10 protein-coding genes are annotated in these 17,226 nt (G+C 49.7%); 3 read left to right on the forward strand and 7 right to left on the reverse strand.

Annotated elements, in window-relative coordinates; all coding sequences use genetic code 11:
• Positions 1–33: 33 nt before the first annotated feature.
• The gene (locus AC1XTG_RS11605) at positions 34–1,737 is read right to left on the reverse strand and encodes a PQQ-dependent sugar dehydrogenase (protein WP_484842114.1); all 1,704 of its coding nucleotides are present in this window, start codon (positions 1,735–1,737) and stop codon (positions 34–36) included.
• A gap of 59 nt (positions 1,738–1,796) precedes the next feature.
• Complete coding sequence (locus AC1XTG_RS11610; protein ID WP_484842115.1) at positions 1,797–2,360, reverse strand: Crp/Fnr family transcriptional regulator; 564 nt, start codon at positions 2,358–2,360, stop codon at positions 1,797–1,799.
• An 80-nt stretch (positions 2,361–2,440) separates the two neighbouring features.
• On the opposite strand from AC1XTG_RS11610, the gene AC1XTG_RS11615 reads away from it, so the two are divergent.
• Both AC1XTG_RS11615 and AC1XTG_RS11620 read left to right on the forward strand, forming a co-directional pair.
• Positions 2,441–3,130, forward strand: coding sequence for an HAD family hydrolase (locus AC1XTG_RS11615; RefSeq protein WP_056283482.1), 690 nt, complete (start codon positions 2,441–2,443; stop codon positions 3,128–3,130).
• 89 nt (positions 3,131–3,219) lie between these two features.
• The gene (locus AC1XTG_RS11620; RefSeq protein ID WP_484842116.1) at positions 3,220–6,324 is read left to right on the forward strand and encodes a M12 family metallo-peptidase; all 3,105 of its coding nucleotides are present in this window, start codon (positions 3,220–3,222) and stop codon (positions 6,322–6,324) included.
• Here AC1XTG_RS11620 and AC1XTG_RS11625 read toward each other — a convergent pair whose 3' ends face one another.
• Positions 6,325–8,556: a GH92 family glycosyl hydrolase gene (locus AC1XTG_RS11625; protein WP_484842117.1), complete on the reverse strand. Its 2,232-nt coding sequence runs from the start codon at positions 8,554–8,556 to the stop codon at positions 6,325–6,327.
• A 202-nt stretch (positions 8,557–8,758) separates the two neighbouring features.
• Between AC1XTG_RS11625 and AC1XTG_RS11630 the strand changes: the two genes are divergently transcribed.
• Entirely contained in the window at positions 8,759–11,311 is a 2,553-nt protein-coding gene (locus tag AC1XTG_RS11630) for a galactose oxidase (protein WP_484842118.1), read from the forward strand.
• Here AC1XTG_RS11630 and AC1XTG_RS11635 read toward each other — a convergent pair.
• The 4 genes from AC1XTG_RS11635 to AC1XTG_RS11650 form a co-directional block, all read right to left on the reverse strand.
• Positions 11,308–12,873, reverse strand: a complete 1,566-nt coding sequence (locus tag AC1XTG_RS11635) for a glycoside hydrolase family 43 protein (protein ID WP_484842119.1) — start codon at positions 12,871–12,873, stop codon at positions 11,308–11,310. The two genes, AC1XTG_RS11630 and AC1XTG_RS11635, sit on opposite strands and share 4 nt — an antisense overlap.
• A gap of 68 nt (positions 12,874–12,941) precedes the next feature.
• Entirely contained in the window at positions 12,942–14,246 is a 1,305-nt protein-coding gene (locus tag AC1XTG_RS11640; protein ID WP_484842120.1) for a glycoside hydrolase family 99 protein, read from the reverse strand.
• A gap of 269 nt (positions 14,247–14,515) precedes the next feature.
• Positions 14,516–15,196: a DUF3823 domain-containing protein gene (locus AC1XTG_RS11645; protein WP_484842121.1), complete on the reverse strand. Its 681-nt coding sequence runs from the start codon at positions 15,194–15,196 to the stop codon at positions 14,516–14,518.
• Positions 15,197–15,324: 128 nt separating this feature from the next.
• Positions 15,325–17,220: a RagB/SusD family nutrient uptake outer membrane protein gene (locus AC1XTG_RS11650; RefSeq protein ID WP_484842122.1), complete on the reverse strand. Its 1,896-nt coding sequence runs from the start codon at positions 17,218–17,220 to the stop codon at positions 15,325–15,327.
• Positions 17,221–17,226: the final 6 nt, after the last annotated feature.

Here is a 17,226-nt window from a genome sequence, read left to right on the forward strand (position 1 = left end):
CATTTGTATAGCAGCCCACCAGTTGCTGCGTACTTATAAAGTTGCATTCACCACCCGCCTGATCTTCCCGTCGGGCTTGGTCATGATATACATGTCACCAGTCTGACGGTCGTATTCAATCCTTACATCCACACGTTTGGCGCCTGTGAGTTCAGTGAGGCTGGTATCCTTGCCTTTATATGTGACCGTCAGTTCGTACACGGAAGGATCACTCAGGTTTTTATCCACATTTACAAAAAACAGTTTCCCACTCACAATATCACCGAATATGTACTTGCCTTTCAAGGCATTCAGCTTGCCTTCATATACATAACCGCCGCTGATCGCGCTGCCATCATAGTGATCGTACAACGCAAATGGACGAATGTATTTCAGCGTATCGGGCTCCGTTACTTTATATACTTTTTTCAGATCTTTAAACGAAATCCCGAAATTACCTTCGCGGACATTCCAGCCGTAATCCCCGCCGGGTACCACCACATTGATCTCCTCAAAATTAGACTCGCTCACCTCCGCACTAAACAGTTTTCCATCGTACCAAGCCATTCTGTGCGGGTTCCGGAATCCGTAAGCGTATATTTCAGTGTAAATACCTTCCCCTTTTTCTCGTACAAACGGGTTATCCTTCGGAATTCCGTAGCTGCCGTTTTTGCTATTGTTCCCAAGCGGATCAATGCGGAGAATCGTGCCGAGCGGCGATTTCAAGGTGTGACAAAGCTGCGGGTAACCGCTGATCGTGGACGAACCGTCGCCGATACCTATATATAAAAGTCCGTACTCCGGGCTGCTTTTTGCAACGCCCGGAACAAAGCCGATATCCTGTACGCCGTGAACAGCCCCCGGCACATTGATCCGCAACAGTTCCCTCCTTTTTCCATTGAAAACGGGGCTTTTCACATCGTCCACCTTCCATTCCGAAATAACCCATTGCATCGCTACTTTGATGGTATCGTTATATACATTGTGGGCAACTTTACCTTTAAATGCTTCGGTGTGGGTGATGTAAATGAGGCCGTTTTTAAGATAGTCGGGATGAAATGCAAAGCTGCCCAGACCAGTACCCAACCCGGGCTCATTGATGAAGTTGTCAACCAGCGGACGGATGTTCATGAATTCGCTTACCTGACCACCGGCGATCCGGTAAATGAATCCGCGCTGGTCACTCACATACAAACTTCCGTCTCCCGCAGGCGAAGTACGCATCGTCGCAATGCGGGTACGCGGCATTTTTTCACTTGAAAACGGCATGGTGACAAAATCTTCCAGCTCTACTTTCAGGCTTGATTTCGTAATCGGCGCAGCCAGTCGCTCCGGTTTGGGAGCTATTTCATCGGTATCTACTACCAGCGGTTTCAGGTCGCGTGACTTGCTTTCCTGGTCCAGGTAGGTCAGTATCGATTTGATCTCGTCATCTTTCAAAAAATCAAATGGCGGCATGACCATCTTGTAGCGCGCCGACAGGGCGATTGCGCGCTTGTCGCCTTTTTCAATGAATGCGGCAGGATTTTTGATAAACGCCGTCAGCTGATCGGCCGGCAACAGACTTGTGATCCCGCCGAGCCGCGGACCGATTTCCTCGGCTTCGAGTGCGTGACAGGACGCGCAGTTGGAAGTAAAAAGGGCCTGGCCGGAGGTTTGCGAAACCGCTGTCTGCTGGCTGGCGCTGAATTTCTGCGTGCGGGTACATCGCGTAAAAAGCACGATAACCAGTAAAAGGTAAAGGAACTTGCGGGACATATTCAGGTTTAGGAATCGGGCAAAGGAATTTTGAAAGATAATATAAAAATGCGCAGAAGTTACTGCAGCAACTTCAATGCGCGGTTGAGGCTCCGCACCGTAATACCTAGGTAACTCGCCATGTCTTCCTTGGAGAGCGCTGTTTTTTGTCCGGATTGAAATTCAAGCAGCTTTTTCAAGCCTTGCTCCATGGTGTAAAGCTGCTGTGCCGACGACCGGCTGCTCGTGTTGATGATCCGCTCGGCCATTTCTTCCAGTAATAGCCTGTTGAATTTTTGATTTTGTTCCAAAAGCGCGTTAAAGTAGCTCACAGTCAATGCATAGGCATGTACCTCCGTGATCGCTTCGATGTTGCACAGGCAAACCGAATCCTTGATCGCCTCGATCTCGCCGACGATCTCGCCTTCACCCAAAAATTCGACGATGTAATCTTTCCCGTTTTCCTCGCTTAAAAAGCACTTGGTAACACCGCTTTTTACAAAAAACACCTTCTTAGTAACACTTCCCTTGCTGAGTATCGCCGCCTTTCTGGGGAATACTTCCAAAGCGATATGTTGCCTGTTCTGCGGGTTATCGAAAAGTGATTCGATGTACGATAAAAACGTGAGATTGGTACGCAGCATTTTTTAAGTCAATTGGGACAAATGTCCTTTTCCCTGCCGGCGAGGCGGCTGATTTTTGCGGCTTAAATTTAAACATTACAATGAAGAATCATATCAAGGTCATTGCATTCGACGCTGACGATACTTTGTGGGTTAATGAGCCGTTTTTTCAGGAAACAGAGCAGCAATTCTGCACGATGCTGGAAGACTTTCTTCCGCAGCATTCCATTTCACAGGAACTCTATAAAATGCAGGTCAAAAACCTGCCGCTTTATGGTTACGGAATCAAATGTTTTATGCTTTGCATGATCGAAACGGCGTACAATGTTTCAGGAGGCACGGCGAGTATGGAGATCATCCGGGACATTATCGCGCTCGGCCAGGAAATGCTCAACAAACCCGTGGAGCTGCTGGAAGATGTGCAGCATGTACTGGAAACCCTCAAGGGAAGGTACAGGCTCATCGTAGCAACAAAAGGCGACCTGCTCGACCAGGAGCGAAAATTACAGAAATCGGGTCTGCTGGAATATTTTCACCACATTGAAATCATGAGCGACAAGCGGGTACAGGATTACAGCAAGCTGATCAGGCACCTGGATTGCCGCCCCGAAAACTTTCTGATGCTGGGAAATTCAATCAAATCGGACGTACTGCCCGTACTCGAACTCGGAGGCTTTGCGGCGCACATTCCTTTTCACGTAACCTGGCACCACGAGCACTACGAACACACATTGGAACACGCCAATTTCATGCAGCTGGAAAGATTGGGAGAAATATTGGACCATTTGTAAACCAGCGCATTCTAAATTTCAGATCGCCCGCGCCGCTCAGGCAGCGGGCGATTTCTTTTCAGGGTCATATGGGAAACTTCCAAATCCCTATGCGAAAAATTCTACTAACAACATTTTTCCTGGTAAGCAGCATTGTGGTTACGGCGCAAACTAAGGATGTTTCCTGCGGTACCACAGAAGAAACTTCGAGGGAAACAGACAGCCTGCTGAACCTGATGCGCCAGTCGCCCGGGCTGATGCGCGCGCGCGCGAATGCGAACATGAACATTTGCCGGCTGGCTGTCGAAATCGACTCGGATACTTACGCTGAGTTTGCCGGAGATACTGCCGCAATCCGCCGCGATGTATTGAAAATGGTTTCCTGGTGTTCAAAGATCTATGAAGCCGAAATCAATACCCGGCTGGTAGTGAGCGTGATCAGGATCTGGAAGCCCGATGAACCGGATCCGTTCAGGGGAATCAACGATTCCGGCGTTTGGCTGACACGCATCAACCAAATGCCACTTGCAGTCGGCTTCGACAAACACATTTACCTTTATACCAAGCCAAATAACGGCTTCGGCGGCATCGCATACCTGTCGGGAGTGGAGAGCGTATCTCCATTATACTCGCCGCAGGTGCTGGCGCACGAGCTCGGCCACAATTTCAGTTCTCCACATACGCACAGCTGCAACTGGCCCGGCGGGCCGATCGACTATTGCAGCGCGCCAGAGTACGGATGCTACGATAAGTCACTGGAAATGTTGCAGGTAAGCTCCATTATGAGCTACTGCAACAGTCGCGAAAATACATTTCATCCCTTGTCCCGTGAAATTATGATGCTGCACGCGGCAGGTCACTTTACAAGCATTGGATCTGCCCCTGAGCAGGTGAGCCTGCAACCTGCTTACAATGCAGGGCAGCAGGATTTCTTCACTTTTGATCCCATTTTATCTGCTACCAGCTACCAACTCAGCATTTCACAAAACCCGGATTTTTCAGGCGAAACGATCACCGAACTTCCATTTAATGGATTTGAAACGAGCCAGCTTGTTGCGGGTACCGGGTATTATTTCAGGATAAAAGCTGTCAATGCGCTCGGGGCTTCCGATTGGTCAGCGACTTCCATTTTATCCATTACGCCAAAAAACATCGGCACGCCCGTCATCACCGCGCCACTCGGCAGTGACATGCGAACGGAAACCGGCAGCTCAGTTCAGCTGATTTTCAATGCAGCAGCAGGCGCTTCCGGTTACGAGATCCAGATTTCGCATGCCCTCGACCTTGGTTTTAATAATGCGATCGTAAATCAGACGATCCCTACGACGGATTTCAGCTTTACAATCCCGTACCGAATGCCCATGCGGTGGCGGGTAAGAGCGGTCAATGGGAGCGAAAAAGGGAGCTGGTCAGATCATTCCTTCATTCTTCCGAATGTAAGTCCCTATAACGGCCTCATCCTTCCCGCCGGCTGGAACGGTCAGCAAACCCTGACTTCGTTTCCCTACTTCTATTCGATGCTGGACCCGATTTCGCACGTGCGCGTTACGATTGATGATAACAGTGATTTCAGTAGTCCGATTACTGTGAAGGAGCAGGAGCCAACCGGTTTTTTCAAAGATCTTCCTGCCAATCAAACCTTATACCTGAAAGTGGAAGAATGGAATGATAACCGGCTCATGTACCCTGAAATACCGCTTACAAGCTACGTCATGACACTCACAATCGGCAGCACGAAGTTGCCGGATAAGATCACCTTCCTGACTGCAACCGACGCCAAACTGTTTGGTACCCTTTCGCAGAATATGGCTGTATCCAACAAATATGTCTGGTTTGAAATACCGGGCACAGGATACATACGTATGCACCCGATCAACCTCGACTACCAGATTTTCAACCGGAACACTTCGGACGGACTGATCGGCTCGGGTATGTTGCCGCGTTCGGTGCATTCGGATAAAAACCAGATGGTCCAGTTTATGAGCAGAGGCACTTACAATGCGGTAAGGTGGTCGCGTCCAGTGAATGAGGACCTGACGGGGGAATCTACCGTAGTCCAGTTTTATGAAAATGTGCAGGACTTCGATCCCGATGGAAAAGTTGCGTGGAGTTCGCAGCAGATTTTCTGGGAAAAGAATGGATATGTCATGCAGCACCGGTACTTCGCCCCAAATGAATACATTATTCAGGTAAAAGTTTCGGGAACAAAGGTCTGGACACTCATATCTGACTCAAATGATGGTAGCAACAGGATTGTAGTAACTGATCTGGAAAATCCCTCGTATTATGAGACGATCAGCCACAACACCCAACCTGGCATTCAGAATTTCATATATCAGCTGGAATTGGCGACAAATGGTACGATATGGCTACGTCAGCTTGACAGCAATACCGGAATCAGCTCAGTGGCAAGCTACAACGGCAGCAGCTGGACAGTTTATGATCGTAACAACTCTCCGATCAACTCCCCCTACACCCTGGCACTCGCGCCAAACGGGACACCCTACGTTCTCGAGACTGGTTCCCAATCTTCCATTTATCGCTTCAAAGATGGCTCCTGGGAAAATATGGAGGTGGAAATGCCTTATGAAAATCTAAGCGGCGCCATGTATGTAGATAAATACGAAAGCTGCTGGTTAACTTCCATTTTCGGTGTCGTACGCATTGCTACTTCCGGCTTGTTGCCTGTGACGCTGGTAAGCTTTGAAGCTGACAAGGAGGAACATGCGGTGAAGCTGAAATGGCAGGTGGAAGACGAAGTGGATATGCTCGAATATGTGGTAGAACACAGCACCGACGGAAAGAAATTTGAGCCGGCAGGTCGCATGGAAGCTGCCCAGAAGCCTTACTACGAGCTCAGGCACTTGTACCCGGCGGCCGGGAAGAATTATTACCGCCTCAAATCCGTAGAGACAGACCAGGATTTTGCATTAAGCAAGATTGTAACAGTGACTTTTCCTGACGCTGCGGACCCCTATTTATATCCAAACCCAACACAAAATACCGTACACATCACCTTGCTCCCCGAACAAACCGGGACACCCGGACGGATCTCGGTTATTACAATGGAAGGAAAAAAGCTGGTCGATAAAGAGGTTCAGCTCCTGAAAACCTCCGAAACGGTCGACTTATCGTCACTTCCCGGCGGACGTTATTTCATCCGCATTGACAATGGAAAGGAAACGATCAGCCGACCGGTCGAACTCAGGAGATGATTAATCCCCCAGCCCCCATTGTTTGTTAGGTTTCGGTCCCATTTCGAGTTCGAGGGTACCGCCGGCCATTAATTCGGTATGTGTAAACGAAGGTTTGTTCAAAGGTTTTCCATTAAACCTCGCGCTCTGAATGTACTTGTTCACGACAGAAGCTCCATTAGCGAGCACCGTGAACTGCTTTCCGTTTTGCAGGTCAATGGTTGTTTTCTCAAAAAGCGGACTACCGATCGTGTACTCCGGCTTGCCGGGCGTGAGCGGGTAAAAGCCCATAGACGAGAATACCACAAATGCCGTCATACCGCCGCCGTCTTCATCGCCGGGTATCCCGAAAATATTGTCTTTAAACCATACATCGAGTAAAAACCGGATCTGTTTCTGGGTTTTCCAGGGAGAAGTACTGTTGTATAAATAAGGGATGTGAAAGCTCGGTTCATTCCCCATTGAAAACTGGCCCACATTGCCCGTCGCATCGGGAAACTTGGCCCAGAACTCGTATTTGCTTCTTCCCAGATCTTCACGGAACAGCTGATCCAGCTCGGCTTCAAACTTTTGCTTGCCGCCCATGAGGCTGATCAATCCCGGGATATCATGTTGTACTTGCCATTTATAAGTATACCCGTTGTTTTCGTCGTAATATTCCCGGCCGCCCATTCCGCCATCGAACTTGGGATCGATTTTGATAAAATTGCCTTTGCGGTCTTTGGGAATAAACATCATCTGCTCTTTGTGCCAAAGGTTTTTGTAGTTCAAAGCGCGTTTGCTGAAAACCGCCTGATCCTGTGTTTTGCCCAATGCAGCGGCAAATTCCGCCACAGCCCAGTCGTCGTAAGCACCGCCCAGCGTCACAGCTACCGACTGGCGCTTTTCAAATGGGGTAACAAGCTTCACGGTTTCCTTTTCGCCTTTTCCAAGCGCAGGATAGTAGCCGTTTTTAAGGTAAAAGTCATCCAGCTCGCATTTCGGCCCATTCACCCAGGGCAGCATGGTACCCTCGTTCGCATTCTTCACCATTCCCTCGTAGGCTTTTTCGATTTCAAAATTGCGCAGTCCTTTCTTGTAGCCGTCGAGCAGCACAATGGAAGAGTGGAACCCATTCATGCAGGGATTATCGCCGAACAAAACCGGGAACTGTGGTATCCAGCCGCTTTGCTTGTACATATCCACAAAAGATTGCAGCATATCCTCTTCCTGGGCAGGGTTGAGAATGGTGCGGAGCGGATGGTGCGCCAGGTAAGTATCCCACATCCAGTCGTCTACGTAAAAAGTACGGTTCTCGTGATGTACCTTGTTGTCATACCCGCTATAATACTTCCCGTCTTCCGAAATGTCGACCATCCGCTCGTAAGTCCGGTATAATGCGGTATAAAAGCTGCGTTTTTGCGCCTCGGTACCGCCTTGAACCTGTATCTGTCCGATCACCTTCTCCCAGGCACCCTCTCCCTGCTTTTTGAGGGTTTCGAAATCAGCGGCTTTCAGCTCATTCTCAAAATTCTTCTTCGCCTGATCGGCAGACACGAACGAGATCGCATATTTCAGTTCTATTTCTTTATCGCTTTTCGGGAAATGAATGGCGGCACGTGCACCCTTCCCTTCCACCTTCCGGGCGGCGCCCAGCTTGTCTCCCATTCCGGTAACCACATTGCCGGCTTCATTGAAAACCCCGTATAAATGGATTTTCATCCCGTGGTACAGTTCGGTTGCCACTACCTCCCGTTCATTCAGAAACTCCCAGCTTCCGGCTCCGTTATACAAGCCAAGTAACAGGCTCTTAGTCGCATTGGCCGGAAATTGAAAGCGGAAAATCCCAGTCTTTTTGCCGGGCACATAGGAAACTGTTACTTCGTCATCTACAAAATACGTCGAGTAAAACCAGGGCCGGATCGTTTCCAGGTCGTGGTCGTAAGCCAGCTTTTTATCCCAGCTTTTTGCATTTACATCGCCTATAAAAGGTTTTATAGAAAATGCTTCCCCGAGCCGGTGGGACACAATGGTTAATGGAAAACTAGAAATCTGATCGTCGAGGTAATTGGCGCGGATCGGCGCCATTCTGATCATCTGGTTAGGCAGCTGAACAGTTGGACGTGTCGGTTCGAGCAGCTGCCCAACGTTACCAATCCGGGGATCTATATATTGGAGATTGCCGGCGCCTGCTTCCGGATTTTTCTTCTGTGCTTGAAGCGGGAAAAAGGGTAACAGCGCAAAAGCGAGAAGGCCAAACTGTTTAATCAGCATAAATTCATTTAAATTTAAATAATAATGCAAATTCGTTCTCCGGAACGAACGCAACGGCGTTTTTGAGAAGCGAATTAAGTAAATCGCACTTAAAAAAAGCTTAATATTTGCTTAACAGCTCCTGTATAACCCGCTTTTTGAGATTTATTTGAAAACCCTTTTCCACTTCATCAGACACCCCTCGATTACCCGCAGGAGAACCATGCTTTTCTGCGTTTTTCTGCTGCTTACCTGCATTTCAAGTCCGGCAGTCTTCGCGCAAGGGCAGGCTTACGGGCTTGGATTTGAAAGTTTCGAGTCCGTGCAGGACAAGCGCACAGGATTGGACCTGAGTCCCGGAAGTAACTTTTGTTTCAAGGGAGATTTCGAGCTTTCATTTGAACTCTCATTCCTGCCCGACAAGAAAAACTACTTTGGCTACATTGTCAGGCTGATCGACGATAACAACCGTAACATCGACATTCTTTACGATAACTCGGACGCCGTAACGCAGCATTTCAAAGTGGTTACAGGCGACCGCTTTTCCACCATTGCATTTGATATTCCCGAGCAGGATCTTTTTCAAAAATGGAACCGGATCCGTCTGATTTACAGCAGCAGTCAAAAGGAAATCAGGCTGATCTCCGGAACGAGGACTTTCAGGCACGCTTTGACTGTCAATCCTACCTCCTGCTTCAAAATACTTTTCGGCGCCACGCGGTACAAGAACTTCAACACGACGGACGTGCCCCCGATGAAAATCCGGAACGTGCAGCTGACCGACAATGGAGCGCTCAAATACCACTGGCCGCTGGACGAAATGAAGGAAAGCAAGGCGGGTGAAATAGTCAGCCACAAGGACGGACTGGCTACCAACCCGTTGTGGATCAAGAAAATGCATTACGACTGGCAGCCGCTGCGCACTTTCACATTGCAGGGTCCCGCCAGGGTTACCTGCGACCAGGAATCGGGGACGGTGTTTGTGGTGGGTGAAGATACGCTCGTCAGCTACCGGGTGGCCACAGATGCGGTTAGCTACCGCTCCTATCCAGCACAGTCGTTTTTTATGGATAACCAGGTACTTTTTGATAAATCGAAAAACCAGATTTTCAACCTGTTTATCAATGAAAAACAGGTCACTGCATTTGACCTTAAAACAGGTACCTGGAACCGGAATGTGGCTGATTCGTCACAGAAAACGCATTTTCTTCACGCCAACAAGTTTTTCAACCCGCTGGATTCGTCCATTTATATGCTGGGCGGCTACGGGCATCTTGAATACAAAGCCAACATTCAGAAGTATGATCTGAAAAGCAGCAGCTGGGCCGATCTCACGAAGAGAGATACCGTATTTAATCCAAGGTACCTGGCTGCTTTGGGGCGTACGGAAGGCGGAGCTTACCTGATCGGCGGTTACGGCAGCACTACCGGCAAGCAGGTACTCAATCCGCGTAACTGGTATGATTTGCTGTATTTCAATGTGCGCGATCAATCGTTCAGGCGGATTTACCAGCTCCCCACGCCGGGCGAGGATTTTGTGTTTGCCAATTCTATGGTGATCAATGAAAAAGAGGATAATTACTATGCATTGATCTTCCCGAAAGACAAATTTCAGACCGAAATGCAGCTGATCCGGGGCTCGTTCAAAACACCGGACTACGAAGCTGTGGGTTCCAAAATCCCGTTTCAGTTTCTGGACACAGGTTCTTATGCAGATCTTTTTTATGATAAACATACCTGTCGTTTTGTAGCGGTCACGCTTCACAAAAACGATCGGAACCAGACTGTGGCTTCCATTTACTCGCTTTACTCGCCGCCATTGCCAGGCAGCGGTCCTACAATCCAGGAGGCTGGCGAAAAGTCGCCGGGTTTTTCCGGCGCTGGTCTGCTCGCCCTGCTAGCCGGCGCTATTGCTCTGGTTCTTGCATTCATTTATTTCAAAAACAAAAAGCGTATACAGCCGGCTATCCCGGCGAATGCCGATCATGCTGTTACTGTTGATTCTGTTCCTGAGATTGAAGTCGCGCCTACTCAGGAATTCAGCCCCATTCCGCTTCAAAACAGCATTTTCCTGTTTGGTAACCTGCAACTTTTTGATGAAGACGGTAGGGAAATCACCAAGCTTTTTACGCCTTTGCTGAAAGAGCTGTTTCTGGTTCTCCTGCTTTACTCTACACGCCGGGAAGGGATCAGTTCAGAGAAATTGAAGGAATTATTGTGGTTTGATAAGTCAGCGGACAGCGCGCGGAACAACCGGTCTGTGAATATCGCCAAGCTGAAAGCAGTACTGGAAAAGCTGAAAAGCGCTGTGATCTCGAAAGAAACAGGCTACTGGCGACTGAATGTAGATTACGATATCACACGCGTAGATTACGCCGAATACCTTGCCCTGGTATCGGGAAAGCGCATTTTGAACAAACACGAAATTACCCGGCTGGCAAACATTACGAAGCGCGGAAGCTTCCTTTCCAACCTGGAATATGAGTGGCTGGACAGCTTCAAATCGGAGGTATCGAATGAAATCGTCGATGCTTACCTGCGGTATGCCGGGTCTGTCAACATGGCCGACGATCCCGAGTTCCTGATCCGGCTCGCCAACTACATTTTCTATTTCGATCCCGTGAATGAAGAGGCTATGATCCTGAAATGCAAGGCGCTGGCGCATTTGGGCAAACATTCACTGGCCAAGACCACCCTCGAAAACTTCGCCCGCGAGTACAGCAGGATTTACGGCGAGGAGTTCAGCAAGGATATGCCCGAAGTATTGCACTCTTAATCGTATTTCATCCGGATTGCCTTGATCTCGCTTTTGCCCGGACTTGTACCCGACACACTTACCCCCACACGCGGCGCGCGGTCCCAGCGCGGCAGCCAGGGTGCTTCCATGGTAACGGTACTGGCCAGCGAGTCGATTTTCTGGCCCTTGATCTCCCAGCTGAACTCATAAAACCTCCCGAACCGGCTGTTGAGTTTCAGGTCGATGTACTTGAACCGCTCGGGAATAGCCTGCGACTTGATCACCTGGCGCTTTCCGTCACGGATCTTCCACACTTCCAGCATCTCGTCCCGTGCGCCCAGCCCTATCGCATTCTCAGCATCGCCGTACAACACGATGTGCTGCATCAGTTCATTGAGCCCTACCTCGGCCGAAAAGGTATAGCTGCCTTTTTTCAGGACCATTCCGAGGAAGTTGCCTGCTGCTCCTTTGTTGGTATTATCAATGCGCAATGCGCTGCGCTCCACGGCGTAGGCTGGTTTGGGGAAATGCACGTCATAGACCCACGGCGCCTGCAAAGTATCGCGTTCATAGTCCAGCGAGAAGCTCGGATTGAGGATCACAGTGGCCGAGGAAGGCGCTTCTGCCTGAGCGGGCGTTGTTTTTCCATAGCGGAAAGCCGGCCATTTGGAAGCCTCGTCAAACACCAGCTCGCTTAACACACCCTGCCGGCCCGCAAAAGTAAAGTCGACACCATTGTAGGCGTGGTGCAAGTAAAAGTAGCGGTTATCGGGCGTGACCACCATTGTTCCGTGACCGGGACATTTCCAGGTTTCATCACCAAAAAGGGCAGGATTTCCGGGGTACTTCACCCAAGGCCCTTTGAGGTTTTCAGCCCGCGCAAACCCGACCTGATAGTCGCATTTCTCGCCGCAGCATGCATTGCCCGAGTAGAGCATATACCAGTAATTGCCTCGTTTAAAAATCGCCTGCCCTTCGGCCCCGCCGCTTTCCCAGCCAGTAGGATCGGCTTTGATCAGGCTGAATTCCTTACCGGTCACCTTCAATCCGTCCGCCGAAAGTTCGGCACCGAGGATCTCAATGCCCCTGTCCTTGTCGAGCCCGTAGGCTTTCCAGGTCAGATAAAGCTGGCCTTTGTCTTCCACGATAAATGCGTCGATTGCCTCGTTGGTCCATTCAAGCAGCAAGCCGTGGTCTTTAAAACCTTTCTTCAAATCCTTTGTAGTCGCTACGCCGATGAAAGATTTCTGATCGGACTTGCGCCGGGCTGTATAGTAAACGTAAAAGGTCCCGTTCCGGAAAAAGAGCTCGGGCGCCCAGTAGCTGCCCATTGTCCATGCAGGAAGTTCATCAAAAACAGGTCCCACATACTCCCAGTCGACCAGGTTTTTGGAACTGTAAACAGGATAAGCCGGCCCCCATTCGGATGAGGTACCGGCTGCATAATAGGTATCCCCCACCCTGATCACCGAAGGATCAGCAAAGTCGCCGGCGATCACGGGGTTACGGTAGGTAATCACCCGGCTAGGCGGCGTTTTCTGGGCTGTTATATGATGGTTTAAAAACAGGATCAATGCAAATGCAAGCAGCTGAAATCTCATCTTTTCATTAGAATGGTTGACCTAAGAAAAAGAATTTTATCCAGAATTCAGAAGTGAAAATGCGCTTGCTAGGGTTTGCGTTCGGGCTTGCTGGCATTGTATCCGCCTGCGCCATGAAACCATTTAGCTCCCTGACCGGTAAGCCAGAGGTAGTAATCCGTTGCCAGATCGGCTTCAATGCCCACAAATTTACCATCTGCATTCAGCGGGGTTTCGCCTTCTTTTTTGGTTTTGAAAATGGCAGTACCCTCGTCTACCTCATCGAACATGGCAACATACAAAGCCTCCGCACCGGACATTTTTGCACCGGCGATCTGCTGCCATAAAAACGCTCCTTTGGCGCGCGGGATCTGGTTGTACAGCGATTTATCGTTTTTAAGATTACCCCAGCTGAACCCCGGAAAAACAAGCGGCGCGTAGTCAATGTTGTTGGTTTTGCACCAGGTAATATCCGCCGGCAGCTGCGTACCTGCCACCTGCGTGTAGGAAGCCGCATTGTACCTGCCTACCGCCCAAGGCATGATCACGTCGGCGCTTTTAATGACCTTGTGCAGCAGCTGCGAGTTCTCGGTATCATTTCCCAGCGTGCGCCAGAAGTAAGGTACTCCCAGCAGGATCGACGCTTTCTTGGTCGGACCTTTTATTTTTTCAACAAGCTTCTGAATATCGGCAATGGTATATTTCCTGCCATCATTGAACCCTACGCCCCAGATTGCGACGAGTGGCCGGTCGTTGTGGCGCAGGTAAGTCGGATTTTGTTTGTTGTCAAACAGGTTGAACAGCTTTTGCAGCTCCTCCCAATCCTTCACTATGAAATCCATATCCGCCGAAACAGAGCCGCTGAGATCATACATGATGCTGATCGCGCGGCCGTACTTTTTAGAAGCTTTCAATGCGTTGGCGAGGACTTTGTTAAAGTGCTTTTTGCCGCTTTCTCCTTTTACCTCACTCACAAACCGCTGCATGTACACCCCGTCGATATCGTGCTCTTTCATCCATTTAAAGTGCAAATCGACACTTTCTTCATCGTAGGGGCTGTACACTTTTGCAGCTTCCCCGTTCGCGTATTTGAATGCAGTGTTATAGGTTTTGGAATAGTCAGTCACATCCGGCCAGAAATCAATGGAAGCAAATCCCGGCTCAAACCTGCCGTTTTTCTGATAATGGTGCCACCCCCGCCCGGCCCCGTCACCCTCAGCCGTAAACCAGCCCTGATACCCCGCCATCACAAGTCCTTTGTAGCTTTTAAAAAGAACGCCGGTCGTGTCGTATTTGACTTCTTCAACGGGAGCCGGCGGTGTGCCGGGCCCATCATCATTACTGGCCGCACAGCCAAGCGTTAAGAGTAAAAAAGGGATTAGGAATAGTCTCATTTGTTACTGGTTTATTCTGTTAATTTTTGAATTTTTGGTTTGTGTGTTTGTGCGAGTGTGTCAAAGCCTTGGCACCCTGAGTACCTTTTTTTATCAGTCTGAGCCCACTAGACCTTGTCACCCTGAGCGGACCGGGCCGCCGGGCGGTCGAAGGGCGGGCACTGCGCTACTTCCCTTCGACCGCCCGGCGGCCCGGTCCGCTCAGGGTGACAAAGGCGGGAGCCGCTCAGGCACAAAAAGGGGGCGTACTCAGGGTGACAAAGCCAGCATCACAACCCCAGCCGCACGGCCTTGGCGTAATTGAACTTCGACTCGGGCGCGTCTATGATGGCTCCGATGCGGAAGAAGTATTGGTTGCCTGTTTTCAGGACATTGCTGTTGGCGGCGACATCGAGTTCGAGGGTGTAGACCTTGTTCGCATCTACTGCTCCGTTGATTTCCTGCTCAACCAGCGCAGTGCGCATTGGCTCTCCTACTGAGGGTTCAGGATGTGCGTACAAGCCGATCTTGCGCACATTGTTGATCACGGTTTGCTGCAATTTGAAGCTGGCTACTACTTTGGATCCCACCTTCTCAATTTTGGCGTTCTTCATCCGAATGTAAGGCTGTACCTTGAAATCCAGCTTCGTTTCTCCATTCACAGTTACCTCTTGCGGGGTAAGCGGCACAAAGTTGCCGCGCACCGGCGCAATGGTGTAGGTATTTGAAAAAATCAGATTGTTGCGGTACGAACCATCGTTCTTAAATATCATCAATTGCTTCGTCTGCGAGGCATATCCGTGCTCAATGTACTCAATGGCGCTGCCGCGAATGATATCCTGCTCCACCGGCTCATTGGTGTCAATATCCAGAATAGTCCCAAACAACTGCGCATCCGGCGCAGGATAGTTGTCGATGCTGCAAGAAGCGAGCAGCAGCAGGGAGATGAAATAAAATGCTAGATTTTTCATTTGTTTTTGCTTTTGGCCATTGGCTGTTAGCTATTAGCTGTTGGCTCATAGGGTTATTAAAAAACAGTATCTATAATAATTTGGATTACTAAAAGCCAAGAGCTAATAGCTAAAGGCTAACAGCTAACTCAATACTGCGGATTCTGCACCAGTCCATTTGCTCCGATCCCAGGAATGTAGCGGTAGTACTGCTTGTAGTCGAAGGTTGATGGGTTGCTTCTGGCTACGTTGGTGCGGATGAAAATGTATTTTGCAGGCGTAGCACGCAGGTCGAGTACGGGCAGGATGGAGTGACGCATCGTATTGTTGAATGTCGTGTGGTACTCCCTTCTTCTGATCAAATCCCAGAAACGTTTGTTTTCAAACGCCAGCTCTACCCTTCTCTCCCGGATGACATTCTCGATCGTAAGCGGAATATCCGTTTTGTGGCCTGCGCGGTGGCGGATATCGTTGAGGGCTTTGGCACCTTTCACTTTATCGCCTGTACCACTTTCCACTATTGCCTCTGCGTAGTTCAGGAGGATTTCGGCATACCTGAAATCGGCGAAATCAGTAGTGCTCTGGTTCCAGCCAGGGGGCACATTCACGCCTTCATTCAAAAACTTCTTGAAGCTTACCCCGGTACGCGTGTTGTTGCCACCCCAGGTATCAAAACCCGAATATTGCGTGCGGTCGGCGGCTCCGTAGGTGTAATAGGTTTTTCCATTCACTGTAAAAGGCTCTCCTCCCATGATCTGCGGACTGCCGTCAGGCTTGATAAAACCTGCCTGGATAATGATTTTCTGGCCTTTCCAGTTGGTACCGGGCAAAATCATCGTCGCCCACATGCGCGCATCTTTCCCTTTGAAAATATCATTCGGCCCCTCAAAACGCTTGTACTGTTTGGCTGCATTGAATCCATTGTAGTCGGTCAGATCGTTGCCTGCTTCGGAGGTCATGATCGGTGCACTTACGCCCGGCTTGTCGTAGCTTTCATAAATGTCCATCAGTTCCAGGGTCGGGTTCATACGGCCCGGGTGCGGCCAGCCATTTGCGGTTTGATTGGGCTGGTACCAGATCCCGTAGTTATGGCCTGTGCCTGAACCAGGTCTTGCATACCCTTTGATAAAAATGACTTCCTCAGGCGCGTTGTTAGGATCTTCGAAAAGCAACCGGTAGTTGTTAGCCGCGTCTTCCGGAGTAGCCGGATTAGCCCGGAACAAAGAGAATTTACCGGAATTCATGATCGCCTCAGCCGCGTCGGCTGCCGCTTTGTAGAATTCAGCGGCGGCAGATTTGTCAAGACCCACCAGCTTCTGGTCTACAGCAGTACCGGACAATGGAGACCTGTCCCCGTATTTTGCCAAAGATGCAGCGTGCAATGCAGCCCGTGATTTCAATGCATAAGCCACCCACTTGGTTGCTCTCCGCTCGCCGCCCGGCCAAGATTCTGCCAGGTTAGCAATGGCCAGATCGCATTCTTTCATCACAAAATCCCAGGTTTCCTTTTCTGTGCTGCGCGGTACTTTCAAAGCTTCCACGTCACCTTCATATTTCTGAACAGCTGTGATCAATGGAACCCCGCCGTATCTTTTTACCAAACCAAAATAAGCGTAAGAACGGATAAACGAACTTTCTCCGATCAGCGCCTTTCTTTCATCATCGGTAATATCCAGTGTCGGGATAATGTCAATGAGGATATTGGTATCACGGATCAGCTTGTAACCCTGGTCCCACCATTGAAAATCCTCATTTCCGATAAAGTCGCCAAACTCGGTATGTACTGCTTCGTCGGTCACCATCGCCGGGGCAAATCCGCCGTTGTTGGGATCGCCTGTGTTCCAGTTGAAACCCTGGCGGAAGAATGTAAAATCCTCGATCGGCAACTGATAGTATAGGTTGGCCATATACAGCTTCACACCCTCAGGATTGGAGAAAAGGTTTTCTCCCTGCAACTTGTCGAGCGGCTGCTTGTCGAGCACATTCCCGCAGCTTAATGCGAAAAAGACGACCAGCAGAAGCCCTATATTTTTAATCATTTTCATTGTTAG

The organism is Dyadobacter sp. HNCC25DJ183, from assembly GCF_056895175.1.